Raw genomic sequence first — 24592 nt, 5'->3', positions numbered from 1 at the left:
GGAAGCTCAGTTGGTAATGCGTGCGTTGAATGCCATTTTTTTGAATAGAAGTAGAGTAATTATCTTAAAATCAAACCGCCCTACCCGTGCAAAATGGCATGGATGTCGCCTGGTTGGAACGATGCTAAACTCTATTATCGATGACGAAGAGCACTACATGCTGTTACCCCAATCAGAATACGAACAATTATCCCAATATTCCTTTGAAAAAGTGCATGAGTATTTTGATGAAAACGAACCTTTAGGTGGCTGGTGGGATCCAAAAAGCATCCGTTCAGGTAACCTTATATCTACAGCACCATTAAGACTATTGAGTCACTAAAAAAAGAATGACTGAACACAAATTATTCGATAGAATGATCAAGATTTAACCGCTCCAGGAAAGGCGCTCGGTTGATTGTTGTTTCAAACCAAATTAAGGAAGCGTGGTAATGAGTAACATTCTAAATATTAAAAATCTATTTCCCCCCTCAATGAGCAACCGTAAGACCTTATCTTTAGGGTTGTTAGACCTTACCACAAAAACTTTAATTACATCTCAATCCAATACGTAAAAGGTACTGGTAATTAACTCAATAATTTAAAAGATTTCCCGTCACCATGTTTATTTTAAGATTAGCCTGATAATCATGTGACACTGTTTAGCATTTTAAAAAGTGGATGACTCACTCATTGTAAGGAAGAATCATGACGTATCAAAAACTGGAACTTGAGTTGGTGTCTTCACTCCATCAGTCAGAAAACAAGGAGCAGGACGACCTCAATCAAAAAACAAAAAAAGATAAAGAACGTTTTGAGAAGATTGTAACTACTCAAAATAAAATACAAAAAATTAAAGCAGATCTGAATCAATTAATTCAGGCGATGAATCAAAATCCAAGTCTATTATCTCGGGCTGCCAGCTTTTGGAACGAAATCCCTTTGTGGCAAAAAATTACCGCAGGTGTAGTGGTCACCGTACCTCTTTTGATGATTGGACTCATGGCAAATCTTGTAGCCCTTATTACGCTCAGTATTGTTACTGGGATTGTTTATACGGTAAGCCACATCCTTCTTGAAAATCATCAGAGTCAAAATACAGATAATATCGAAGGTTTAAAGGCAGGAATTTCAAGTCTTGCTGATCTGCTGGACTCGGTTATTTCAACTTTAGAGCTCTTACGCGAACAACTGGCCATTGAAATTGATGCATTCCAGAAAGAAAATGCGCGCCTGACTGTGAATATCGAACAATTTTCTGAACAGATTAAATCATTAAAGTCGCAAATTAATGAGCTTACTGATACCGAAAAAGCACTGCGTGCAACTCAGATTGAACTCGAATTTACTGCCAAAACACTTAAAAGCTCTTTAGAGGGGCAGTCTCAAGCTTTAGAAAACACTCAAAAAGAATTGGATCAGGTTGTAAAGGCATATAAAGAAAATCAAAATCAGTTGTCTGATAAAATAAAAAAACTTGATGACATTAAAGAAAAAATGGGGAAAGAAGTGGAACAGGCGAGGGCTGTTGGACTTGTCTTAAGTGGAACAGTGGAAACATTTTCTAACATGGTGATTCAAGACAAAGAACAGCGGGCTGCTTTTCAAAAAAGATTGGAGGAATTTTTAAACAATAAAGAGAAAAGCTTTGTTGAGGTAGCAGACCGAATTTGTGAGGCCGAACACAAACTTTCAGTGGTTACAAAACAACTAGAAGAAAGTAATCAGAGGTATCGCAAGCTTTTAGACAGACAGGAGCAACAGATTATTCGCCTGGAACAAATAAATGTGTATCAATCCGATGAGGTGCAGGAATCGTTTGATGGGGTTAGGCCAAGTATTAATGGGTTTTATGCAATAAAAAAAGAACCTCCATTTTTGCCTGAACCTATCCATAGGGCTGCGATAATCGCTGTAGTATAAATGTCGATATTTTGTTTTGAAGACTGTGTTTGAATAGGCGCAGCCTTCAGATTAAAATGGCTGACTAGGGGAATGAACAGTGGAGCAAAAGAGAGCTAGAAAGGCAATTTAAATCAGCTTTGTTCGAGAGAAAAGTCCTAAGCCCAGCAAAAGCATCTATGACATTAACTCAGTCTCATCTAGGTTCTATTGGTATATTTAAAGATACATATATGGTGGAGTTTCTAGGACTACCTGATGGTTACAGTGAATCAGATTTGTATCAAGGTTGACTTACAAAGCTTAAAGATTTTTTTATTGAATTGGGGCGAGATTTTTGCTGGATTTATTATTTTTTCATAGGGGATTGAATTGTCTCGTTGCTTAAAAGTAGGGCGTTTTGAACCCGAATATCTTGGGAAATTATCATTTTATTTGGAAGCATTAGATCGTGACGCCAGAAAACACATTAAAATCCTGCAATTGGTGTTCTTTTTTGTGCGAGCAAAGATAATGAGGTGGGTTGAATACTCTTTAAATAGAACAGTTTCTCCCGCACTGATTGCGGAATATAAAATTCAATGCCGGATAAAAAGCTATTGCAGGAAAAACTGCATGAATTTTATATACAGAATGAGCGAAGCGAATAAAGTGTAGGTCAAATAAGGTTTGGCCATTGAGTAGGAAAAAAATGCCATAGCCATTTAGCAACTAGAGCGATAAATATTACCCATAAGAACACAATAATTGACGCAACCACCCAGTTTTTGGGTAATAATTTACCCTTATCAATAGAAATCTCTGCAAGCCGATTGCAGTCATTCCAAGCTTCTTGAGGTATTAGTTTAATAGCTAAGTAAACTCCTAAAGGGATAATGATTAAATCATCGATCCTAAAATAGGAATGAAATCAGGAATTAAATCAATTGGGCTTAATGCATAAGCGAGAGTTATAAATACAACTAATTTAGCGTTCCAATTAACTCTGGGATCGCGTTTAAGGAAATATAATACCCAAACAAATTTCTTCATGGATACCATTATTTTATTTGAATTATTCATATACGCTTTTGTGGGCTTGTTTTGCACTTATAATTCGCCATTCTCACCTTTATCGATATTTTCCTGATCACATTAAATGACTTTATTTCCACTGCCATTGTTCGATTTCATCGGGGTCGATACCGTGTTTTTTAATATAGACACGGTGCTCTAAGAGCTTATTATCATATTTCTTATTAAGCGCTGCACTATCCTGCTGAGAAATAACTTTTTGTTCTGCCATAAGGGAGAATACTTCTTTGGCAAGATGCCATCGACTGGTTTTATTTCTAATATGCATATCAAAAGGAGTCGTTGTAGAGCCATTTTCCACATAACCATGAATGTGAAATCTACTGGTGTCGCCCATCGTAAATAATAACTGTTGCAGGACGGAGGGGTAGCCGTGAAAATTAAAAATGACAGACTTATTTTCTGTGAAATAGTCATTAAAATTGTCTTTTGAAAAAGAACAATCAGAATTTCCAAAGCCTAAAGCGGAAAGCTCAAGAATATTAACAAAACGAATTTTAATGGATGGCATGTCCTCTTGAATCAAAGTAATGGCTGCAAGGGCTTCTTTGGTTAAATAGTCTCCTGCTGCTGCAAGGACAATATCTGGGTTAAGGTCGCTTGCGAAATCCCAAATCATCAGACCCTGCTCAAGTTCTTTTCTTGCTAATTCTGGCGTTAGCCAGCGGGGTTCTAGTGTTTTACCTGCAACAATCACGTTGACTGCATTACAGGAAGTAAGGCAACGTTCTAAAACCACCAGCATAGTAGTGGCATCCGGTGGAAAAAAGGAACGCGTAAAACAGCCGTGTTTTTGTAGAAGATTTGATATAAAACCAGGATTTTGATGCGAAAATCCATTATGTTCTTGCCGCCATCCTGAAGAAGTTAAAATATAATTCAAAGAGGGGATGTCTCCTCGCCAGGGAATGTTGCGGGCAATTTGTAAAAATTTCATGTATTGATCCGTCATGCTGGAGACGATTTGAATAAAAGCTTCGTAAGAGGCAAAAATCGCATGACGACCAGTTAACACATAACCTTGCATGAGTCCTTGAAGAGCATGCTCACTTAACATTTCAATGACTCGTCCATCGGAGCTTATATCCTTATCCCATGCTTTTTTCAATTGCACATTGGCGCGCTGAGTAGTTTCAAAAATTTTATCGAGCTTATTGGAGTAGGTTTCATCAGGGGAGAAGAGACGAAAATTACGATGAATTGTATTGAATTGACACAGTTCATTTAAATAAATTCCAGTACATCGCATGCTGCTTGAGCCTATTGTTCCTGGAGTGGTTGCGTCTTCTGCAATGTGTTCGATGGTAGGAAGCTTAAGCGCTTTGACTTGCGGTTTGCCTCCAAAGGCATGTCTGCTATTACCCATGCATAACTTACTATCAGGAACGAGAGAGCGAATGTGTTCGTTAAATCCATTTTCTTTATTAAACAGGGTTTCAAAATGATAAGACCTAAGCCATTGCTCTAGAAGTCGTAGTTCTGAACGATCAGTCTTGGCTTGTGTGACGACTACCTGATGAGAAAGGCAATTGCCTTCAATTTTTTGGCCATGTAAGGTTTTAATTCCCGTCCAGCCTTTTAAGGTTTTTAAAATCATCATTGGAAGTCTTGGCGGTGTTTTTAGGTTGCCCTTGCGAGATGATTCTTGGATGGCTCGAATGGTTTGATAACACTGATCAAGCGCACCCATCATTTTTTGATGAATGGCTTGACCTTCAACAATAAATGGCTGATAGCCGTAGCCATAAAAGAGTGATTTCAATTCTTTATTGCTCATTCGGCCAAAAAGGGTTGGGCCAGAGATTTTGTATCCATTTAGGTGAAGAATAGGAAGAACGGCACCATTAGTCGCAGGATCAATGAATTTATTCAAATGCCAGGCTGTGGCTGTTGGTCCTGTTTCAGCTTCACCGTCGCCAATAACACAAGCGACAATAAGATTAGGATTATCAAGTGCAGCACCATAAGCTGTAGCGAGTGAATAACCCAATTCACCTCCTTCCAAAATAACACCAGGAGTTCCAGGGTTGCTATGGCTTGGAAAACCATAAGGCCAGCAAAAATTTTTAATAAGGTAAGCTATTCCTTGTTCGGTATGTGTTGCTTCTGGATAGTATTTTTTTAGAGTCCCCTCAATAAAAAGATTGGCTTGTAGTGCTGCATAACCATGACCTGGACCAAGCACAAAAAGGATGGATGATTTGTGTTTTTTAATAAGATAATTAAGATGAGCATAGATGAAATTAATGCCTGGGCAAGTACCCCAGTGACCCAATAAGCGTGGTTTGATGTCTGCAAAGGTAAGTGGTTGTTCCAGTAAGCAATTGTTCATTAAATAAATTTGCGCGGCAGAGAGGTAATTGGCTGCTCGCATAGTCTGTTTTATGGATTCAATGGCGTCCTCCATCTTATCTCCTTAAGTCTTAAATAAATCATCCATTGCTTGAATCATCAAATCCGTTACATCAATTGCGTTCGAGGCATGGGCAATGGTATTGCAGGTGATGATTTGCTTTACTCCTGCTTGTTGTAAGTCCTCATAGGCATTGCCAGCAAATAGGGCATGTACTCCAATACAAATAGGAGGCTTCATATGGAGTGATTTTAAATGATTGACCGTTTTAATCAGGGTGGCTGCGGTTGAAATAATATCATCGACTAAGATGGGTGTATGGCTTTGATATAAGCTAATTTGCGGAATGGATATTTCAACGAGATTATCGCCTTTTCTTTGTTTTTCCAGAACTAAAAAGGGTGCTTTAATTCTTTGAGCAATATCTGAAACCCATTGCGCGCTTTCAGCATCGGGTCCAATAAGCAATGCATCAGGTACATTAGCTTTAATCCAAGCGGCAATGGGCTTAGTTGCATGCAGTGCAATTGCTGGGATGGAATAAATATCATTTAAAGCATGCCAACGATGAAGATGAGGGTCAATAGTCATCAAGCCATCAAAATAGTTTGAAATCAGTGTTGCAAAATAGTGAGAAGTAATACTGTCTCCGGGTTGGAACCGTTTATCCTGGCGCATGTAAACAAGATAGGGTGCGATGAGACCTATTTTTTTTGCTCCTAATTCTTTGGCTGTTTCAGCAGCGAAGAGAAGAGGCAGTATTTTGTCATTGGGATGGGTTAAATCAGCAATCATGATGACGTTTTTGTCGTTCACTGAAGATTTGATGTTAATCACGGTTTCATCGTCGGGAAATTGGTGCAGTGTGATACTGCCCATTTCATACCCCAGTTGCGGCTGCATCGCCTTGGCAAAATGGTCGCTGCCAAACAGGGAAAAGAGGATTGGTGTTGGCTTCATGGGGATTCCTCAATATGGATAACAGGATGCCCTTGTCGATGAAACGCCAAGGCATAATCAAGCTCACCTTGAGTTTCTGCATGAACAATGAGTAAAGGTTGGCCTTTTTCTACATTAGTGTTTAAAGGCGCTAAGAGTTCAACTCCCGCTGCTTTTGATTTGGGTGCCCCGGCTAGTTTTGCAAGACGGGCAATTAAGCGATTATCAATGCTCGTAACCTTGCCTGTTTGTGTGGATTCAATGGTTTGGGTGTAGGGTGCGGACGGAATATCAAAAAATCCACCTTGGGCTTGGCAAATTGCTTCGAATTTTGTTAATGCTTTTCCGCTATTCAATAGGAATTCTGCCAGTTGTTTGCCCGTACCGGATACAACTTCGGGAGAAAATTCGAGTAGGTGTCCTGCCAGGGTTAAGGCACGGTCTCGTAAATCTTGAGGTGCTGAGGGGTGACAAGAAAGCACAGAAAATACATCCCTTGCTTCAAGAGCAGGCCCGATGCCACGACCAACGGGTTGGGTTCCATCTGTAAAAACACTATTGAGTTGGATGGAAAATTCTTTGGCGATACGCTCTAAGGTATTTTTTAACGCTGTTGCTTGTTCCATCGTCCTTACTTTTGCAGTAGGACCAATTGGAATGTCAATGACAATGTGGGTCGAGCCCGCGGCAATTTTTTTAGAGAGAATGGAAGCCACCATTTGTCCTTCGCTGTCTAAATCGATGGAACGTTCAATGCGAATGAGTAAATCATCCGCGGGGCTTAAAGCAACGGCACCACCCCAAGCAATGCACCCATGTTCTTGCTCCACGACTTTTTGCATGGTTTTGATGTCTAAATTAACGGGCGCAAAAACCTCCATGGTGTCGGCTGTTCCTGCGGGTGAGGTTATGGCTCTGGAGGAGGTTTTAGGCATCATGAGTCCAAAGGCTGCAACTATAGGAACTACAATTAAGGTAGTGCGATTGCCGGGTAAGCCACCAACACAGTGCTTATCCACAATAAACGGTGAGGGCCAGTGCAATTTCTTTCCGGTTTGCACCATGGCGTTCGTTAAATCAAGGATTTCATTGGTGTTCAATCGACTTCCCGCACTTCCTGCAAGAAACATAGCAATCTGAACATCGGAGAGTTGTCCTGTCACGACATCCGCCACAATGTGGTTAATTTCATCTTTTTTTAATTCATTCCCATAAAGTTTGGAGCGAATAGAGCTTAATGAGTCAAGTGGCTTTGGGTGGGCAATAGAAATTTTATCGCCTATCTTTGCTGAGAGCAAATCCCAAGCATAGCTCGAGAGGCTTGCTTCGCCGGGTTTGAGTAAATTGGATGTTACCTCAGTGGTATTGATGGTGGCGATGATGGTTTGGTTATTAAGTGTGACTTCTACGCGGGCCTCGGCCACAAACCCTTCTGAGCGACAGATGTGACAGTCTTCGCGCATGTAAATAATCGCCATTTTTGACGAGTTAATCCCTATATGGGTAAGTGTTAATGCTGCATGAGTGGTGTTCACGTGAGCTCTTCCGTTTGTTGGTAGTGAGGGACCACACAGGTCCAGCCAAATTGCTGTTCTATTTTCGCCTGTAATGAAGTTGCCGCTTGAGGTTCGCCATGGGTAATAAAAACTTTTTTAGGTGGTTTACGAAAATGGCTTAACCAGTGCAGGAGCTCTTCGTAATCTGCATGGGCAGAAAGGTTACTTAAGGATTCAACCTGTGCTTTAACAGGAACCATCTGCCCGTGTATTTTAATTTCCGTCTCACCTTGAATCATACGGGCACCACGCGTTCCACCTGCTTGGTAGCCGGCAAAAAGGATAGTGTTCTTATGGTGAGGGGCATAGGCTTTTAAATGAAATAAAATACGACCTCCTGTTGCCATACCGCTGGCCGAAATGATGATTTTGGGAAACTGATTGCTATCGAGTTGTTTGGATTCCTCAGGGGTCCTGATGTAGGTTGCCGTGTCACACAGGTTTTTACATTCCTGTTCCGACAGACGGTGGTCTTCTTGATGGTGACACAGAATATGGGTTGCATTGATGGCCATGGGGCTATCAAGATATACAGGAATATCCGGGATGGATTGCTCTTGTTTTAATAGTGCGATGTAATGGAGTATGCTTTGGGCGCGCGCCACGGCAAAGGCTGGAATAATGATGGAACCCCCTCGTCGCACGGTTTTATTAATGATGTTTTTTAAAAGCTCTGTAGGAGGAGTCTTGTCGTGGAGGCGATTCCCATAGGTTGATTCAATCACCAGATAATCAATGTCTTCAATGAGGCTTGGCGCTTGCATGACACAATCATGAGGCCTTCCCATGTCGCCAGTAAATAAAAGGGACGTATTATGGTTCTTCATGCGAACAAAGGATGAGCCAATAATATGACCCGCACGGATGAATTGAACCTCCATGTCTTTAAAAGGATCAAAAAGGGTATCGTAGAGTTTGGTTCGGAATTGTTTTAACGCCGTTTCTGCATCCTGGATTGTATAAAGAGGTAGGGCCGGATGATGTTTGGAATAGCCGTACTTGTTGGCATTTTTGGTCTCTTCTTCTTGCAAATGACCACTATCGGGTAAAAGGATGGCACATAAATCTTTGGTACCGGGTGTGCAGTAAATAGGACCAGAGAAGCCATTTTTTACTAATAAGGGTAAATAACCGGTGTGATCGATGTGTGCATGAGTAAGAAGTACTGCGTTAATGGATGAGGGGTTAATAGGTAGTGATGCCCAATTGCGAAGGCGAAGCTCCTTATACCCTTGAAATAACCCACAATCCACTAAGATTTTATTATGGTCTGCCTCAACTAAGTACTTAGAGCCCGTTACAGTTTCTGTGGCGCCTAGGAACGTTAATTTCATCATGATGAGTCCTTTTTTATTGAGTATAGTGCAAGTTACAAGCTCATGCTGGATAAACTATTATCGAAACAAAGGGTTATTCATTATACCCCCCCAGGGTATGACTTGACAGAGATTGGGTGAAGCGATACATAATGGGAACTATTTAGAATTCTTAATAGTGCATCCATTCGCTCAATCGGCCATATGATTCATGTTTGGATACTCCTGTTTAGCGAATGTTTCGGTGGGAATTATTAAAGGATATTAAGCTATGCCAGACCATTCTTCACATACCAAAGAGCGTTCTTGCATCAACCGTGCTGTGGGCCAGCTTCAAGGTATTAAGCGCATGATTGAACAGGAACAGTATTGTGTTGATATTTTGTCTCAGTTGCGTGCTGTTCGAAACGCCATTAAATCCATAGAGCTTAGTGTGCTTGAAACCCATATCATTGAGTGCATTGCCGATGCTTCTTGCTGTCAGGATGAATCACTCAGGGTGGAACGCATCCATGAGATTATGGAACTACTCAAAAAATACGAATAGGTGAACTATGCCACACGAACAGGATAATGCAAAACCCACTGAAGGCGCAAAGAAGCATACGTGTTGTCATCCCAAGCAAGACTCGCATCAAGGAAAGCCTGCTGCTTCCAAAGAAGGTGAAGCGGTGATGTACACATGCCCCATGCACCCAGAAATTCGCCAATCTCATCCAGGTAACTGCCCGATTTGTGGCATGACCCTGGAGCCAGTTACTGCGACAATCATGGAGGAAATTAGTCCTGAATATCGGGATATGCGCCGTCGTTTTTGGGTCTCCCTCATTTTGACACTGCCCGTTTTTATTCTAGAAATGAGTGGGCATGGAAGAATATCTCACCTCTCTGCAAGTCAATCCACGTGGATGCAGATGGTGCTGGCAACTCCTGTTGTTTTGTGGGGAGGTTGGCCTTTCTTTGAGCGGGCATTTCAATCGCTAAAGACGCGGCTGAACATGTTTACTTTGATTGCCATGGGTATCGGTGTAGCTTGGGTTTACAGCTTAGTGGGCACCTTATTCCCACAATTATTCCCAGCAGTCTTTCGTAAAGAAGGCGTGGTGGCCGTTTACTTTGAAGCAGCTGCAGTGATTACTACTTTGGTTTTGTTAGGACAAGTGTTGGAGCTCAAAGCGCGCGAACAAACGGGTAGTGCGATTCGTGCCTTACTGAAACTAGCCCCTGAGAGTGCACATCGTTTGAGGGAAGACGGTAGCGAAGAGGAAGTATCACTTGATGCAGTCCAGGAAGGGGATTTGCTGCGCGTACGGCCTGGTGAGAAAATACCGGTTGATGGCGAAGTACAAGATGGTCATAGTCATGTAGATGAATCGATGGTTACTGGTGAACCTATGCCTGTAGCTAAGGATGTGGGTAGCAAAGTCATTGGTGCGACAATAAATCAGACCGGTAGTTTTGTCATGAAAGCCTTGCATATTGGCAGTGACACGATGCTGGCGCGCATTGTACAGATGGTGAGTGAGGCACAACGAAGTCGCGCCCCAATCCAGCGTTTGGCTGATACTGTGTCTTCTTGGTTTGTGCCTATTGTTATTTTGATTGCAGTGGTGTCCTTTAGTGTCTGGGTACTCTATGGCCCGCAACCCGCATTCAGCTACGGGCTCATCGCGGCAGTTTCGGTGCTCATTATCGCCTGTCCTTGTGCCTTGGGCCTTGCCACTCCGATGTCTATTATGGTCGGGGTTGGACTTGGGGCGAGAAATGGAGTACTGATAAAAAATGCAGAAGCGTTGGAGCACATGGAGAAAGTGAATACTTTAGTGGTTGATAAAACGGGTACATTAACTGAAGGACATCCAAAGCTGACACAAATTATCACGGCCGATGAGTTTGAAGAAGATGAGGCATTGGCTTGGGCTGCGGCATTAGAAAACAACAGTGAGCATCCGCTGGCCCATGCCATTGTGGCCGCAACAAAAGAGAAAAAGCTGACTTTAGCTCCTGTTTCAGAATTTAATGCGCCGACGGGCAAAGGGGTGACAGGAATAATCGAGGGGCGTTCCATTGGCATCGGCAATGCTAAGTTGATGCAAGAGCTTGGTGTTCACAGTAATCTGTTAGTGGCAAAAGCTGATAAGCTACGGGCCGAAGGAGCTACGGTGATGTTCATGGCGGTGGACGGTAAAGCGGCAGCGATTTTGGCTGTCGAAGACCCGATTAAAGCCACAACACCCGATGCCATTCGTGAACTTCAGGAGGATGGGATTGAAATTTTTATGCTGACTGGGGACAGTAAAAAAACCGGTGAAGCAGTTGCCGCTAAATTGGGCATAAAACACGTGATGGCTGAAGTCATGCCTGAAGATAAAAGTCGTATTGTGGGTGAATTGAAGGCTAAAGGTCGTATTGTTGCTATGGCAGGAGACGGGGTCAATGATGCGCCAGCACTTGCCAAAGCAGACATTGGTATTGCCATGGGGACGGGCACGGATGTGGCGATAGAAAGTGCAGGGGTTACCTTATTGCGTGGTGATTTAAATGGCATTTTAAAGGCCAGGCGTTTATCGCAAGCGACGATGCGCAATATCCGCCAAAATCTGTTTTTTGCATTTATTTACAATGCACTAGGTGTGCCCATTGCTGCAGGGGTCTTGTATCCTATGACTGGGATGCTTTTAAGCCCAATTATTGCTGCTGCTGCCATGTCATTGAGCTCGGTATCCGTCATTGGGAATGCGCTTCGCCTACGGTGGTTACACGTATGAACGGTTCTTGGGGTTATCCACTCATACCAGCCTGTTCCTTACCCCTAAAAAGAATTTTTTTAGGGCAAGCGAAGCATTTAATCAGGGTGAATGAGCGTTGTTTACTCATTTTAATACTTTTGTTTTGCTCTTTTGTTGTGAGCGCTCAGCCTGCTGTAAGCCTTAAGGAATTAACCCAACTGGCTATAGACCACAACAAAGATTTAAGGGCAGCGCGTTTCAATGTCTCTATTGCCTCGGGTCGATTAGTGCAAGCAGGGCTTTGGTCAAACCCCAATTTTAATGTGTCGAATAACGACGACAGACTGTTTAATAATGAAGGCGAATATTCTCGAAGCGCGGCCTTTACCCAAGCGTTTCCTATTTCTGGGCGTATTGCCAAACAAAAAACGGTAGCCCGTATTGATGTAGAACGCGCCAGGGCTGAAATTCGAGAAGCGGAACGTCAGTTAAGCGCTAAAGTAGCTATTGCCTTTTATGCACTTGTGGTTACTGAGAAGCGCTTGCAACAAGCCAATTATTTACTGCGTATTAATCGGGAGTTAGTGAACGTGATTCATGATCGTTATCATGCTGCTGAAATTTCCAAGCTCGATGATAATTCGGCGCGTATTGAATACCAGCGCATTGAGCAAGACAAGCATCTTTTGCACAGCCTTCGCATCAGTCAATATGCTACCTTGAATCAATTACTCGGTCGGAAAGCCAATCAACCGTTGAGGATCCAATTAGAGACACCAATCCACCTCAAGCTCCTTAAACTTCAAACGTTGCAGTCCTTTGCTTTACAGCATCGCCCTGACCGACAAAGTCTTTGGTTGGCGGTGGGTAGAGCCAATGCCGACAGGCGTCTTGCGAAAGCCCAACGCTTTGCCGATTGGACTTTGGGTCTTGGCGTTCAACAAGATAAGATTGTTGTAGAAAATGGACCGCCACAGCCAGCCGATCGCACTTTAGGGATCACTCTTTCCATTCCCCTGCCTTTGTTAAATGCCAATCAGGGGCGAATCCTTGAGGCAGCCGCCACAGGAACCCAAGCCCTCATGGCGTTACGCGCTTTAAATCTTGCGATTGAAACGGAAGTAGCCAGCAATTATGCGCAACTTAAAGCCTTGCACGCCAGTCTTGTGCAGGCCAAAAACACCTCCCTTCGTTTAAGTATTGAGAATATAAAATTGGCACAAGATGCCTATCAGAATGGTCAAATTTCACTGTTAAATGTATTGCAAATTCAGCGCCAACAAAATGATTTACAGAATGCTTATTTAAATACATTAGAGAAATATTTTCAGGTGTATGTTGCATTATGTACTGCAATGGGTACAGATCAACCCAAGGGACTGTGTTCATATTTAGCCTATCAGAGGAATGACAATGGTTATGACTTGGCAACAAAAGATTAAAACAGGACTGAGTGGGGCGATTGTTTTGTTCCTCTTCTTAAATGCACCTTCAGTAAGTGCACATGGGGATGAAATTGAGGTCAATGAGGGGGGAAAAGCAGGACCTGTACAATTGACCAAGGAGCAAACTCAAATGTTGGGTATTGAGGTGGCTGATGCGACCCCTCGTCCTATGGCAGAATTGCTGACTCTTAATGGCCAAATTCAATTGTTGCCCGATGCTCAAGCCGATGTCAGTGTACGAATCAGTGGGGCTGTGACGGCCATTAATGCCAATTTAGGCGATAAAGTAGTTAAAGACCAGGCTTTGGCTACGGTGCAATCGCGTTTAATTGGCAACCCACCGCCTAGTGTGGCGGTTAAATCCCCGATTGATGGGGTTATTGATGCACGTAATGTTAATTTGGGACAGGCAGTGGAGCCTAATACCGTTTTGTTTCATGTCAGTAATCGGAACCAGTTGCTTGTTGTGGCGCAAGTATATGAAGAAGACTTAAGCCGCGTTAAAGTAGGGCAGAAGGTTAATGTTCATGCATTAAGTTATCCCAAGCAGATTTTTCCAGGCAAAGTGACACTCATTGAGCCCAATTTGGATCCTTTAACGCGTACCGTTAATGTCCAAATCCGCTTGGATAATCAAGACAACGTATTAAAGCCAGGTATGTTTGTGCGGGCTAATCTTGTTTTACGCTATGCCAATGCGGCACTGACTGTACCAAGCAACGCGATTCTTGAGGTGGATAATGTCTCGTTTGTCTTTGTACGCACAGGCAATAACTATGAGCGGGTTAATGTGCGTGTTGGTGCCAGTGACGACAGTTATACGGAAATAAAAGAAGGACTTGTACCCGGTGATGAGGTGGTCATCCAGGGCAATCAGGAACTGTATACCTTATCCTTAACTAGCGGTGGCAAATCCCGATTAGGTCATGAGGAGCCCCATTAATGTTTACGCACCTCATTGCCTGGTCTTTGCATAATCGTCTTTTAATTTTGGCACTCACCTTGGTTTTGTGTTTGTTAGGTGGCTATACCTTAAAACAAATGCCTGTGGATGTGTTTCCTGAATTTGCCCCACCGCAAGTGGTGGTACAAACCCAAGCTCCAGGTATGGCAACCCAGGATGTGGAAACCTTAATTACCTATCCTTTGGAAAGTGCAATTAACGGCACGCCAGGGGTGGATAGTGTACGTTCTAAAACGTCTGTCGGTCTTTCTACTATCACGGTCGTATTTGATGACCAAACCGACATCTACCGTAATCGCCAATTGGTGAATGAACGCATTCAGCAAGTAACTAATCGCTTGCCACCAGGGGTTGGTTCGCCGGTGATGTTACCGGTTACCTCTGCCGTGGGATGGTTGGTTAAATACGCTTTGGTCAGTGATACCGCAAGCCCTGAAACCTTGCGTACTATTTCGGACTGGACTATTCGACCACGGATTCTGGCACTAGGCGGCGTGGCCTCTGTGGTATCTATTGGTGGCGAGGTCAAGCAATATCAGGTCCGTCTTATTCCCGAGCGCATGTTAGCGTATCGAATCACCGTGGAAGAGGTACGCCAAGCCTTGACTTCTGCCAATCAAAATGTGCCTGGTGCTTTTTTGCATCAGGCAGGAACTGAAATGGTGGTGGGTACCATGGGGCGTATTCAATCCTTAGCAGACATTAAAAAAACGTTGATTGTTGTTCGTAATGGTGTACCCATTACCATTAATAATATTGCGCACGTTGCTTTTGGTGGTGAGATTAAACGCGGTGATGGGAGCTATAATATCCAAAATGCTGTGATTGGTACCGTCTCTAAAGCCTATGGGGCCGATACGGTCACGACTACAGCTAAAGTAGAAAAGGCACTTGCAGAAATTAAAAGAGCACTGCCTGCAGATGTAACCTTAATGACCAATGTATTTCGCCAGGCTAATTTTATTGAATCCGCTATTCACAATTTAACACGGGCCCTGCTTGAAGGTGCGGTGATTGTCATTGCGATTCTTTTTGTCTTTTTGATGAATTGGCGTGCTTCTTTTATTACCTTTTTGTCCATGCCGGTTTCATTCGTGGTTGGTATTTTAGTCCTTCATTATTTTGGCATTGGCATTAATTCCATGACCTTAGGTGGTATGGCGATTGCCATTGGCGAAGTGGTTGATGACGGCATCATTACGGTTGAAAACGTAGTGCATCGCTTACGGATTAATCGACAGGAAGCTCATCCCTTACCCACCATTGAAGTGGTTTTTGATGCAGTACTTGAAATTCGAAGCTCGGTGGTTTATGCCACGATGATTATTAGTCTCGTCTTTTTACCCATCTTCTTTTTGTCAGGCATTGCTGAGCGCATTTTTAGTCCTTTAGCCATTGCCTACATTGCTTCCGTATTAGGTTCTCTGGTGGTCTCCATCACCATGGTACCCGCTTTGTGCTACCTGATGCTGGTACATCGCCAAGAAAAACAACACGATGCCGAAGTCAGTTTGCATGCCCTATCGCAAAAAGAGCGACATTATACTGCTGAGCGCGAAACGAATCACGAGGCTGAATCCGAAACTCGTTTTGTCTTGTGGCTAAAAAAACATTTTTTAAACGCACTCCAATGGTCCGTATCGCACTGCAAAATAGTGCTCGCCCTGGCCCTGTCTGCGTTTATTTTTGCTTTGGCGTTACTTCCCTTTTTCGGTACTTCTTTTTTACCGGAGTTTCATGAGGGCAACTTTATTGTCGCAATGAGTACCTTGCCTGGAACCTCACTGGATGAATCCATGCGTTTAGGCCAACAGGTGCAAAAGGTTTTACTTCGCTACCCGCAAGTGATTTCCATTGCGCAGCGTGCAGGACGCAGTGAATTGGATGAGGATGCCTTGCCACCTAATGTCAGTGAGTTTGATGTGCGCCTTGATTTTGCTAAAGACAAATCCATGCCACCGGATGAACTGCTGCGTCGTATCCGTGCGGATTTGGCCAATATTCCAGGCACGGTATTTAATGTGGGCCAATTCATCGCCCACCGCATGGATGAGGTACTTTCCGGCGTTCGAGCTCAAGTGGCCGTTAAAATTTTTGGGGATAATTTATCCACGCTCAATGAGTTAGGGCAGTCGATGGAGGCCCTTTTAAAATCAGTACCCGGGGTGGTGGATGTAAATAAAGAGCAGCAGATTAAAGTGTCGCAGCTGGTGATAAAGCTTGATCGCGAAAAAGCAGCGCGTTATGGAGTCAATGTTGGGCAGATTTCTGAAGACGTGCAGGTGTTGCTGAATGGCGTCAGTGTATCCAGTGTTTTAGAGGGACAACGAACCTTTGATTTATATCTGCGGATGGATAAACCAGGGCGTGATAGCGTTAAAGCCATTCAAAACATGCTCATTGATGCGCATGGGGTGGGGGAAAACAGCACGGCGCAAATACCCCTGCGCGCCGTGGCTGAGATTGAATTGAAACCGCAACCTTTTGCCATTAATCGTGAGAAGGTGCAACGTTTGTTAGTCATTGGCTTTAATGTGCAGGGCCGCGATTTAGGCAGTGTGATTACTGAGGTGCAACAGCGAGTACAACAAAAAATTAAACTCCCCACCGGTTATTTTATTCAATACGGTGGCCAGTTTGAAAGCCAGCAACAGGCGTCCAAAGTTATTTTGGCCTTTGGTGGATTGGTGATTTTTATCATGCTGATTTTACTGCATAAAGCCTTTGGCACCTTTAGAGAAGCGTTATTGGTGATGTTTAATTTGCCTTTAGCACTCATTGGTGGGGTCATTTCGTTGTTTGTGGTTAGCGGTGAGATGAGTGTGGCGGCTATGATCGGCTTTATTACTTTGTTTGGTATTGCTGCGAGAAACGGAATCATTTTGGTGAGTCATTACAATCAATTACGCTTGCAGGGCAAAACTCGAGAACAAGTGGTTTTTGATGGTACTATGGACCGCTTGGTGCCGGTATTAATGACTGCCGCAACGGCCGCACTGGGGTTATTTCCTCTATTATGGGGCTCACCTGCAGGTAAAGAATTGGAGCGTCCTTTGGCTCAGGTGCTTTTAGGTGGATTATTTACATCGACGGTCTTAAATATGTTTGTAGTGCCTACCGTGTATAACGCCATCGAAGTGTGGCGAGAAAAACGTACTGCTTTTAATGAAACTACTCAAGGAGAAAAAACATGATGCACCGTACTTTGAAACAAAAAAAACACTTTTGGTTGGGGCTTATAGCCAGTGTTTTGATGGTTTGTGGCTACTCCCAGGTATTTGCTAACCCGACTGAAGAGCAAACTGAAGTCATTCCTAAAACCATTCCAGCCATTTGGCAGGCTGTAGATAAGCATGCTGCGTCCATCGAGAAGGCGATAACCGATAATCAGCTGACCTCCATACACGAACATGCGTTTGCCATTCGTGATTTAGTCAACGCGTTACCTGCATTAAGCAAGGACTTATCGGAGGAGCAGAAAAAAACACTGCAAAACAATTTAAGCTATGTTGACCAATTGGCCACTCGTCTTGACAAAACAGGCGATAACAAGGATAAAGAAGGCACACAAACCAATTGGCAAAAATTACAAAAGGTGTTAGCGCAGCTACGCGCGCTGTATACTCCTGTTGCCCCTAATTAATCCAGGAAGCTGTTATGATGTTAGTTGTTCGCAGTTTATTGTTCACTGTTTTAGCTTTAAATAATCTAATTGCAGGCGCTAACGCGCCTGTGTCGCAACCTGCGAAATCCACCGTACTCCTTATCAAAAAATACACGACCACCATCAATGGTAAAGCAAGTGAACTGTTTAAAATAGAACAGCCCGATGGGACTTGGGGTTTTCATGGAGTAAAGGGACAGATGTTTGACGCTATTGTAAAAAACCAGACGGATAAACCTACGGCGGTTCATTGGCATGGCTTGATTGTTCCTAATGATCAAGATGGCGTGCCTTACATCACTCAGGCTCCTATTCCGCCAGGTGGTGAATACCATTATCATTTTCCTTTAAAACAATCTGGGACTTATTGGATGCATTCACATCATGACTTGCAAGTCCAACAGTTTTTATCGGCTCCATTCATTATATCCGATCCGGATGAGGTCCAAAGCTCTAAGGACGTCACGTTATTTATTGGTGATTTTAGTTATAAAAAACCGGAGCTCATTTTTGCCGAATTAAAACACGGTCAGATGGCGCACATGCACCATGGCGGAGGAACGGCTTCCGTGGATGGCAAGCAGGCATCGCTTGATTTAAATGATGTGGCCTATGATGCCTTTCTTACTAATTACCGCACCCTTAAAAATCCTGAAATCGTCTCTGTTCGTCCTGGCGATACCGTACGCTTGCGCTTTATAGCGGGCTCTGCGATGACTAATTTTTTTCTCAACACGGGACAGTTACAGGGTGAGGCCATTGCCATTGATGGTCAGCCGATTAAGCCTGTGAAATCCAATCAGTTTCAATTACCAGTAGGACAACGCCTGGATGTACTGGTTAAAATTCCTGTCGGTGAAAAAGCTTATCCTATCCTTGCACAAGGTGAGGGCACGTCCATGCAAACGGGCCTTATTCTTGCCACACCAAAAGTAACTATTCCTGTCCTTAAAGAGCAAGCGGATTCAACAGCGGGTGCACTCAATTACGACCAGGAACTCAAGCTCAAGGCAGTAAATCCCTTAAAACCACAAAATCCTGGGCAAACGCTGGTTGTCAATCTGGAGGGTGATATGATGGGTTATTCGTGGTCCATTAATAAACAAGTTTGGCCTTATATAAAACCTTTGCAAGTAACTTCCAATAAACGGGTAGAGATGGTGTTTCACAATCAGACCACTATGGCTCATCCCATGCATTTACATGGTCATGTGTTTGAAGTGACTGAAATTGATGGAAAAGCCATTAAAAACGGCGCCATCCAAGATACCGTACTGGTTTTGCCTCATTCCACCGTGAAGGTGCAATTTGATACGGATAATCCGGGTAATTGGATGATGCATTGTCATATGCTGTATCATCAAGAAGGTGGGATGATGACCCTGGTTCATTATAAAGGAGTTGCTATGCCTCCTTTAACCATGACGCATGAGATGCATTCATGATTTATGATTAGCTGAGTAGGTTTTAGCGAGCGTGCACCTAGAGTATCACTCATTTTAAATTAGAAGAGAATAAAGAATAACAAGGAGCATTAAATGAGAAAAAAGACGAGCTACTGTCTATTAGTTACGCTCTTAGTTGGGCTTTCAAGTTGTAGTAAAAATGTAGCGCTCACTTCAGAAGGAGCTCAAATCAAAGTAGTCAAAGCAGGTAAGCTCAGCCGAAGTTGTCAGTATTTGGACAAAATATCTGCTTACGATGTGAATGGAGTTTCACAATCGTATCAATCCCATGAGCATTTGTATCAAGATGAACTCAATATTTTAAAAAATAAGTCGGCTCTTTTAGGAGCAAATACCCTTATGATTACCCAACATCAGTCACTATTTACAGGCAATCCGAAAACGCACTTGGTTGATCGACATGGGTTAGAGGGCAAAGCCTATCGTTGTAAACAGTAAAATTATACTATATTTAGAATTGGAATCTTATCTATATAATAGGGAAATGATTATGGCTTATGAACAATATCAAATGTGTATCGAAGCCTGTTTGGCTTGTGCTGCTCAATGTGAATGTTGCGGAACAGCTTGTCGCAATGAGGATAAAGACAAGGATAGGGTTGGTCATTTTGAGGTGGATAGGAAGGATTGCGCACAATTCTGTGCTCTAGCCGCTGAAATGATGGCCAGAGGATCGCAATACGTTCAAGAAATCTGTGCCCTTTGTGCTAAAGCGTGCAGAGAACGTGCAAGTCACATGGAGCATTGTAAATGGTGTGCTGATGCGAGTATTCGTTGCGCTCAAGAGTGTGAAAAAATAAGTGCTTCATCGTGTTAACGATATTAACTGATAAGCCAAGGGTCTTTCTTCTTAGCTTATCATAGAGCCGTATGAGCCTCTCGATTCATACTGCTCTTATGCGACATCATTGTGCCATTCCAGAATGTACATAGCACAGTTGTCTTCGTCAGGAGAGCAGACAAAAGTAAGGGAATCGTGAATCGTCATTGTTTATTATCACTCTCCTTCATTAAAGTAACAAGACAAGGCCAAAGGTTACTGTGTCTTGGGTCGGTGCTTCCCCTTGATTGACTTGAATGGTCTTAAATGCCCCATAACTATGCTCATGTTCGTACTCAACAAACAGGTCTAAGGCTGGCATTAAGCGGTAATAAGGTCGTACAATATAACGCATTTGATTCAGCCCACTGCCGATATCCGCTTGGGTTACCGTTTTTGAAGCGAGGATGCTTCGTATTCCTGCTCTGATGAGAAAATTATTAGTGATTTGCGTATCGCGTGATAACTCAAGATCTAATTTCGCACTACCATTATAGTAATAGCCTCTAAGATTGGTATCAATAAAATAAGGCATTATTCCTTCAAGTCCAATTCCTGGTTGCCAATAAGGCGTATTCGCCGGTTTATTGGTGTAATTGGCACCACCTTTAATCGCCCAAAATTGACTGATTAAATGCCAGTAAAAAATATCAATGTCTGCATTTTCAAGATTTCCCTTATACAGTTCGGCATCATTGACGAATAACTGCAATTTATTGTAATCAGGTCCATATAATCCCCTATAGTTGAGGCGTTGCGCATTATGGAAGGGATCTGCTCCTACATCGATGAGTGAAGCCATCCATAATCCTGCAGGATGTACCATGGGATGCTTAGCCAGAGAGAGATCGATGGGTCTTGCTTCATCGACTCTTACAATGGGACGATTATAATAGGGGGTTTGTTTCACAATGTCTTGCGGTTTCCTTTCCCCTTTGGTGATTTCAATTAAGGTAGAATACTGAAACATTCGCGACATGCCCGCCACCATGTGGTAGAGAAAATGGCAATGAAAAAACCATTGACCGCTTGCATCCGTGTCCACATCTGCAGTCATGGTGGCTCCAGGTGGAACATCAATCGTATGCAGCAAGGGATCATAAGCGTCATTTCCCTTACGTAAAATAAACCAATGGCCGTGAATGTGCATGGGATGATGCATCATTGATGTATTGGTGATCACAAAACGATACCGTTTATTAGGTTCTAAAATGATTGGATGTGCTTTATAAGCAGGCACGCCGTTTATAAACCAAATGAACTGATCCATGTAGCCAAACAAATCCATATTGATCACCTTGAACACAGGTTTATTCGGATCGTTGGTTTTAATCGTTGGGACCATCGGCTGATATTTTGTTCCTATTGAGGTTTTGTAATAAGAGCTGGGAGGAGACAGCTTGTCGCCTATAATGGATGGTTCAGTGGGCATACTCATCTTCATTGATTGAGCATGATCCATCTTCATGCCTGAATCCATCTTCATGCCTGAATCCATCTTCATGCCTGAATCCATCTTCATGCCTGAATCCATCCTCATGCCTGAATCCATCCTCATGCCTGAATCTATCTTCTTGCCTGAATTCATCTTCATGTCTGAATTCATCTTCATGTCTGAATTCATCTTCATGTCTGAATTCATCTTCATGTCGGAATTCATCTTCATGTCGGAATTCATCTTCATGTCTGAATTCATCTTCATGTCTGAATTCATCTTCATGTCGGAATTCGTCTTCATGTCGGAATTCGTCTTCATGCCGGAATTTGTCTTCATGTCGGAATTTGTCTTCATGTCGGAATTTGTCTTCGCGTCGGAATTCATCTTCATGTCGGAATTCGTCTTCATAGTATGGGTGTAGGGTGTTGTTTTTGTCATACCCGATGGATTCATTGTTATAGGTAATGAGCCTTGGTTCATCTTACCCATCATCAATGCCATCATCTCTCTGGTAACAGGTAATGGTTCAGGGAATGGAGTGACTTCACGGTAATGAACAGGTTGATGGGCTGAAGTGACTAATGCCCCATAAGCAGCACCCACGGTATCGAATGATTCGGCATAAATAATATAGGGTGCATTTTTTTGAATTTTGACCAATACGTCATAGGTTTCCCCAGGCGCTACTGTAAAATCATCGATTGTATAAGGGCTCACATCATTACCTTGTACATGGACCATCTGCAGGGTCGTACCAGGAATTTTTACATGAAAAATGGTGCCCCCGCCTGCGCCAATAAAGCGTAAGCGGACGATGTCTCCTTTTTTGACCAAGGCAGTCCAAGGGTTGGCTTTGGGTTGGCCATTGAGTAAAAAGGCATCATAGGCGACATCACTGATGTCATAAATACTCATACGCATTTGCTGCATCATTTTGTAATCTGCGATTAAACTTTTCCGCTCTTCAACAGAACCTCTTTTATAATCATGAATAAATTTTACCAGCGAAGGTTGAAGGGGAAAACGAGGAGCGTAGTAATTTCCAGCTTTTTTAAGGTTCGCTAAAACTCGTTCTGGTTTTGTATTAATCCAGTCGGATAAGACAACCACAAAATCTTTAGTATAATGATAATGAGGTGCTTTAGGCGGATCGATGAGAAATGCGCCATATAAACCTTGTTGTTCTTGTAGGCCTGCATGGGCATGATACCAATAAGTGCCGGCTTGTTCCAAGGTGAATTGATAATGAAAAACGCCACCAGGGGGAATTTCTTTTTGACTCAGTTCTTCTACACCATCCATTTGCCAAGGAACTAAAAGACCATGCCAATGGATTGACGTTCCTTTATCAAGATGATTAGTCACATTGATGGTAACCTGATCCCCTTCTTTAAAATGCAAGGTGGGTGCGGGAATTTGATTATTCACCGCAATGGCCTTTCGGGGTTTCCCTGCAAAGTAAACTGTTTTGTATCCTACGACCAAATTGATTACTCGCTTTGCAGCAAACACATTGGATACAAACAATACGATAAAAAGTAATGTAATTATTTTTTTCACCGAATCCATTCTCCCTTACTATTTCGATTAGGTTTCTCGTTCTATTTTTTGGCCGGGGCCTTAAGAGGGCTTTCAATCATGATATTGTCCTCATGATGATGTTGCTTTTCTCCCTCTGCTTTGGGTAATGACATGACGCCCAACCCATGACGATAAACAAGCTCACCGCCACGCCATGCTGTAGCGAGTAGTAAACCTTGCACCAGAAGCATGGCGATTAGGTACGTGATGGTCACTGTCTTCTGCTTGGCGTAGCGCCATACCGACCAAATGGCAACTAACCCCATGACAAAAGCCGTAGACAAGGCCCAATTACGGTGATCAGTCATGGCCATATGTCCTGCCTCATCATGTGCGACGCTATTGTAGGCATAAAGACCTGCTAGGACGGTCAATACAGTCACAACAGCAGCACTCCATAAGCACCAACGGCTAACCACTTCAAATTCTAAAGCCATTTTTGCGGGAATGTATCGTATATAAGGAGCCAAATAAGCAAGTAGGTAGAAACCAAAAGCGGTGGTAAATAAAGCCACGGTAAAATGAACAAAGATAGGATGCCAATTGGGTAGGATTTCTATCATGGTGGAATCTCCCTAGTATTGATTTCTCGAGGAGGCTTTAAGCGTCATACCCCTCGGTTCCCTATAATTATCTATTGTCTCTTAAATTCAATAGACCATCAATAGAGACGATATTCTCAAGGTCAGTGCATCTTAAACCAGCCTACGCCCTTTATATCGTTGAAGGAGTCCGTTTGATGACACCGATAACATTGGTCAATACGCGCTTCTTTTTCCCCAGTAACCGACTGATCCACCATCCCAAAGTGTTCCATGCGATGACTTGGTGGTGCTTTATGGCATTCGACGCAATTGGTAGATGTGGGACTAGGATGTAAGTAGCCGGGAATCTTCCAGCTCTTTTCCGAATGGCAGGTAGCGCATTCTTTGCCAAAATATTCTTGGTGCTTATCCTGAAAAACATGGCAAGAATGACAGTCTAATCGGGTGGGATGAGGGGAGTCGGTCTGCGCAGGGCCTTCTGTTTCCAATACATATTTTAGAGAAATTTTCACGAGCTGCCCATGATCCATGTGGATGGGGCGCGCCTTGTTTCCTTGATGTTCCGCATGACAGCCGCGACAATCGCTTAGATGTGCATGGAACGAATCGACAGGATTCATTAACAGTTCGGGTGATGAAGCGTGGCACGTGATGCATTTCTCCGCCACAATTCCTCGGTTGGGAGCATGGCAGCTTTCGCATTTATTGCTTAAGAAGGTGTGCGCTGCTGAAAGCGGACCAGGATTGACGGCAGCGTTCCAGACCGATAGCTCATCACCACTGGATTGAGTGGAAGGGGCAACGATAGTGAAGATGATGAT

At 43.1% G+C, this 24592-nt stretch carries 20 protein-coding genes; 12 read left to right on the top strand and 8 right to left on the bottom strand.

The window, feature by feature from the left end; genetic code table 11:
- Window positions 1-121 precede the first annotated feature (121 nt).
- The 3 genes from Lste_RS00295 to Lste_RS19765 all read left to right on the top strand — a co-directional run bounded on the left by Lste_RS00295 (window position 122) and on the right by Lste_RS19765 (window position 2538).
- Window positions 122-322: a hypothetical protein gene (locus Lste_RS00295; RefSeq protein ID WP_157010448.1), complete on the top strand. Its 201-nt coding sequence runs from the start codon at window positions 122-124 to the stop codon at window positions 320-322.
- A 365-nt stretch (window positions 323-687) separates the two neighbouring features.
- Window positions 688-1902 (top strand): LegC2/C7 family Dot/Icm T4SS effector, encoded by a 1215-nt coding sequence (locus Lste_RS00290; protein ID WP_083503881.1) that lies wholly within the window; start codon window positions 688-690, stop codon window positions 1900-1902.
- A gap of 351 nt (window positions 1903-2253) precedes the next feature.
- Entirely contained in the window at window positions 2254-2538 is a 285-nt protein-coding gene (locus Lste_RS19765; protein ID WP_058509082.1) for a PDDEXK nuclease domain-containing protein, read from the top strand.
- 222 nt (window positions 2539-2760) lie between these two features.
- On the opposite strand, the gene Lste_RS19500 is transcribed toward Lste_RS19765, so the two are convergent.
- The 5 genes from Lste_RS19500 to Lste_RS00260 all read right to left on the bottom strand — a co-directional run bounded on the left by Lste_RS19500 (window position 2761) and on the right by Lste_RS00260 (window position 9137).
- Complete coding sequence (locus tag Lste_RS19500) at window positions 2761-2913, bottom strand: YkvA family protein (protein ID WP_237760393.1); 153 nt, start codon at window positions 2911-2913, stop codon at window positions 2761-2763.
- A 112-nt stretch (window positions 2914-3025) separates the two neighbouring features.
- On the bottom strand, window positions 3026-5362 hold the full coding sequence (locus Lste_RS00275) for a phosphoketolase family protein (protein ID WP_058509081.1): 2337 nt from the start codon (window positions 5360-5362) through the stop codon (window positions 3026-3028).
- A gap of 9 nt (window positions 5363-5371) precedes the next feature.
- Window positions 5372-6268 (bottom strand): ribose-phosphate pyrophosphokinase, encoded by an 897-nt coding sequence (locus Lste_RS00270; protein WP_058509080.1) that lies wholly within the window; start codon window positions 6266-6268, stop codon window positions 5372-5374.
- The gene (locus Lste_RS00265; RefSeq protein ID WP_058509079.1) at window positions 6265-7782 is read right to left on the bottom strand and encodes a thymidine phosphorylase family protein; all 1518 of its coding nucleotides are present in this window, start codon (window positions 7780-7782) and stop codon (window positions 6265-6267) included. Before Lste_RS00265 ends, Lste_RS00270 begins: the two co-directional genes overlap by 4 nt.
- Entirely contained in the window at window positions 7779-9137 is a 1359-nt protein-coding gene (locus Lste_RS00260) for an MBL fold metallo-hydrolase RNA specificity domain-containing protein (RefSeq protein ID WP_058509161.1), read from the bottom strand. The genes Lste_RS00265 and Lste_RS00260 overlap by 4 nt, the downstream gene beginning before the upstream one ends.
- Window positions 9138-9390: 253 nt before the next feature.
- Here Lste_RS00260 and Lste_RS00255 point away from each other — a divergent pair, with 253 nt between their 5' ends.
- From Lste_RS00255 to Lste_RS00215, 9 genes are all read left to right on the top strand, one after another.
- Window positions 9391-9666, top strand: a complete 276-nt coding sequence (locus tag Lste_RS00255; RefSeq protein WP_058509078.1) for a metal-sensitive transcriptional regulator — start codon at window positions 9391-9393, stop codon at window positions 9664-9666.
- A 7-nt stretch (window positions 9667-9673) separates the two neighbouring features.
- On the top strand, window positions 9674-11887 hold the full coding sequence (locus tag Lste_RS00250) for a copper-transporting P-type ATPase (protein WP_058509077.1): 2214 nt from the start codon (window positions 9674-9676) through the stop codon (window positions 11885-11887).
- Window positions 11884-13290, top strand: a complete 1407-nt coding sequence (locus Lste_RS00245; RefSeq protein WP_083503880.1) for a TolC family protein — start codon at window positions 11884-11886, stop codon at window positions 13288-13290. The genes Lste_RS00250 and Lste_RS00245 overlap by 4 nt, the downstream gene beginning before the upstream one ends.
- Window positions 13268-14236, top strand: a complete 969-nt coding sequence (locus Lste_RS00240; protein ID WP_058509159.1) for an efflux RND transporter periplasmic adaptor subunit — start codon at window positions 13268-13270, stop codon at window positions 14234-14236. The genes Lste_RS00245 and Lste_RS00240 overlap by 23 nt, the downstream gene beginning before the upstream one ends.
- Window positions 14236-17451: an efflux RND transporter permease subunit gene (locus Lste_RS00235; protein ID WP_058509076.1), complete on the top strand. Its 3216-nt coding sequence runs from the start codon at window positions 14236-14238 to the stop codon at window positions 17449-17451. The genes Lste_RS00240 and Lste_RS00235 overlap by 1 nt, the downstream gene beginning before the upstream one ends.
- On the top strand, window positions 17448-17900 hold the full coding sequence (locus tag Lste_RS00230) for a hypothetical protein (RefSeq protein WP_058509075.1): 453 nt from the start codon (window positions 17448-17450) through the stop codon (window positions 17898-17900). The genes Lste_RS00235 and Lste_RS00230 overlap by 4 nt, the downstream gene beginning before the upstream one ends.
- A 14-nt stretch (window positions 17901-17914) precedes the next feature.
- On the top strand, window positions 17915-19366 hold the full coding sequence (locus tag Lste_RS00225; RefSeq protein WP_237760392.1) for a multicopper oxidase family protein: 1452 nt from the start codon (window positions 17915-17917) through the stop codon (window positions 19364-19366).
- 93 nt (window positions 19367-19459) lie between these two features.
- A complete protein-coding gene (locus Lste_RS00220) occupies window positions 19460-19825 on the top strand; it encodes a DUF4156 domain-containing protein (RefSeq protein WP_058387927.1) in 366 nt (121 codons plus the stop codon).
- Between the two features lie 52 nt (window positions 19826-19877).
- Window positions 19878-20204: a four-helix bundle copper-binding protein gene (locus tag Lste_RS00215; RefSeq protein ID WP_058509074.1), complete on the top strand. Its 327-nt coding sequence runs from the start codon at window positions 19878-19880 to the stop codon at window positions 20202-20204.
- A gap of 193 nt (window positions 20205-20397) precedes the next feature.
- Here the strand turns inward: Lste_RS00215 and Lste_RS18620 are convergent, their stop codons facing one another.
- From Lste_RS18620 to Lste_RS00200, 3 genes are all read right to left on the bottom strand, one after another.
- Window positions 20398-23214, bottom strand: a complete 2817-nt coding sequence (locus Lste_RS18620) for a multicopper oxidase domain-containing protein (RefSeq protein WP_083503879.1) — start codon at window positions 23212-23214, stop codon at window positions 20398-20400.
- 32 nt (window positions 23215-23246) lie between these two features.
- The gene (locus tag Lste_RS00205) at window positions 23247-23789 is read right to left on the bottom strand and encodes a DUF2231 domain-containing protein (RefSeq protein ID WP_068310826.1); all 543 of its coding nucleotides are present in this window, start codon (window positions 23787-23789) and stop codon (window positions 23247-23249) included.
- 122 nt (window positions 23790-23911) lie between these two features.
- Entirely contained in the window at window positions 23912-24439 is a 528-nt protein-coding gene (locus Lste_RS00200) for a class III cytochrome C family protein (RefSeq protein WP_237760391.1), read from the bottom strand.
- Window positions 24440-24592: the final 153 nt, after the last annotated feature.

This window comes from Legionella steelei (assembly GCF_001468005.1).
In the GTDB taxonomy this organism is placed as follows: domain Bacteria; phylum Pseudomonadota; class Gammaproteobacteria; order Legionellales; family Legionellaceae; genus Legionella; species Legionella steelei.
Note: the sequence above shows the minus strand (reverse complement) of the source record. Positions and strands in the feature narration are given on the sequence as shown.

Bases quoted from the DNA above. Each gene is read 5' to 3' on its own strand.
- Lste_RS00245 (WP_083503880.1), top strand. From the start codon at position 11,884: ATGAACGGTTCTTGGGGTTATCCACTCATACCAGCCTGTTCCTTACCC.
- Lste_RS00260 (WP_058509161.1), bottom strand. From the start codon at position 9,137: ATGAAATTAACGTTCCTAGGCGCCACAGAAACTGTAACGGGCTCTAAG.
- Lste_RS00250 (WP_058509077.1), top strand. From the start codon at position 9,674: ATGCCACACGAACAGGATAATGCAAAACCCACTGAAGGCGCAAAGAAG.
- Lste_RS00275 (WP_058509081.1), bottom strand. From the start codon at position 5,362: ATGGAGGACGCCATTGAATCCATAAAACAGACTATGCGAGCAGCCAAT.
- Lste_RS00215 (WP_058509074.1), top strand. From the start codon at position 19,878: ATGGCTTATGAACAATATCAAATGTGTATCGAAGCCTGTTTGGCTTGT.
- Lste_RS00230 (WP_058509075.1), top strand. From the start codon at position 17,448: ATGATGCACCGTACTTTGAAACAAAAAAAACACTTTTGGTTGGGGCTT.
- Lste_RS18620 (WP_083503879.1), bottom strand. From the start codon at position 23,214: ATGGATTCGGTGAAAAAAATAATTACATTACTTTTTATCGTATTGTTT.
- Lste_RS00225 (WP_237760392.1), top strand. From the start codon at position 17,915: ATGATGTTAGTTGTTCGCAGTTTATTGTTCACTGTTTTAGCTTTAAAT.
- Lste_RS00240 (WP_058509159.1), top strand. From the start codon at position 13,268: ATGACTTGGCAACAAAAGATTAAAACAGGACTGAGTGGGGCGATTGTT.
- Lste_RS00255 (WP_058509078.1), top strand. From the start codon at position 9,391: ATGCCAGACCATTCTTCACATACCAAAGAGCGTTCTTGCATCAACCGT.
- Lste_RS00205 (WP_068310826.1), bottom strand. From the start codon at position 23,789: ATGATAGAAATCCTACCCAATTGGCATCCTATCTTTGTTCATTTTACC.
- Lste_RS19500 (WP_237760393.1), bottom strand. From the start codon at position 2,913: ATGAAGAAATTTGTTTGGGTATTATATTTCCTTAAACGCGATCCCAGA.
- Lste_RS00290 (WP_083503881.1), top strand. From the start codon at position 688: ATGACGTATCAAAAACTGGAACTTGAGTTGGTGTCTTCACTCCATCAG.
- Lste_RS00295 (WP_157010448.1), top strand. From the start codon at position 122: ATGCTAAACTCTATTATCGATGACGAAGAGCACTACATGCTGTTACCC.
- Lste_RS00270 (WP_058509080.1), bottom strand. From the start codon at position 6,268: ATGAAGCCAACACCAATCCTCTTTTCCCTGTTTGGCAGCGACCATTTT.
- Lste_RS00220 (WP_058387927.1), top strand. From the start codon at position 19,460: ATGAGAAAAAAGACGAGCTACTGTCTATTAGTTACGCTCTTAGTTGGG.
- Lste_RS00235 (WP_058509076.1), top strand. From the start codon at position 14,236: ATGTTTACGCACCTCATTGCCTGGTCTTTGCATAATCGTCTTTTAATT.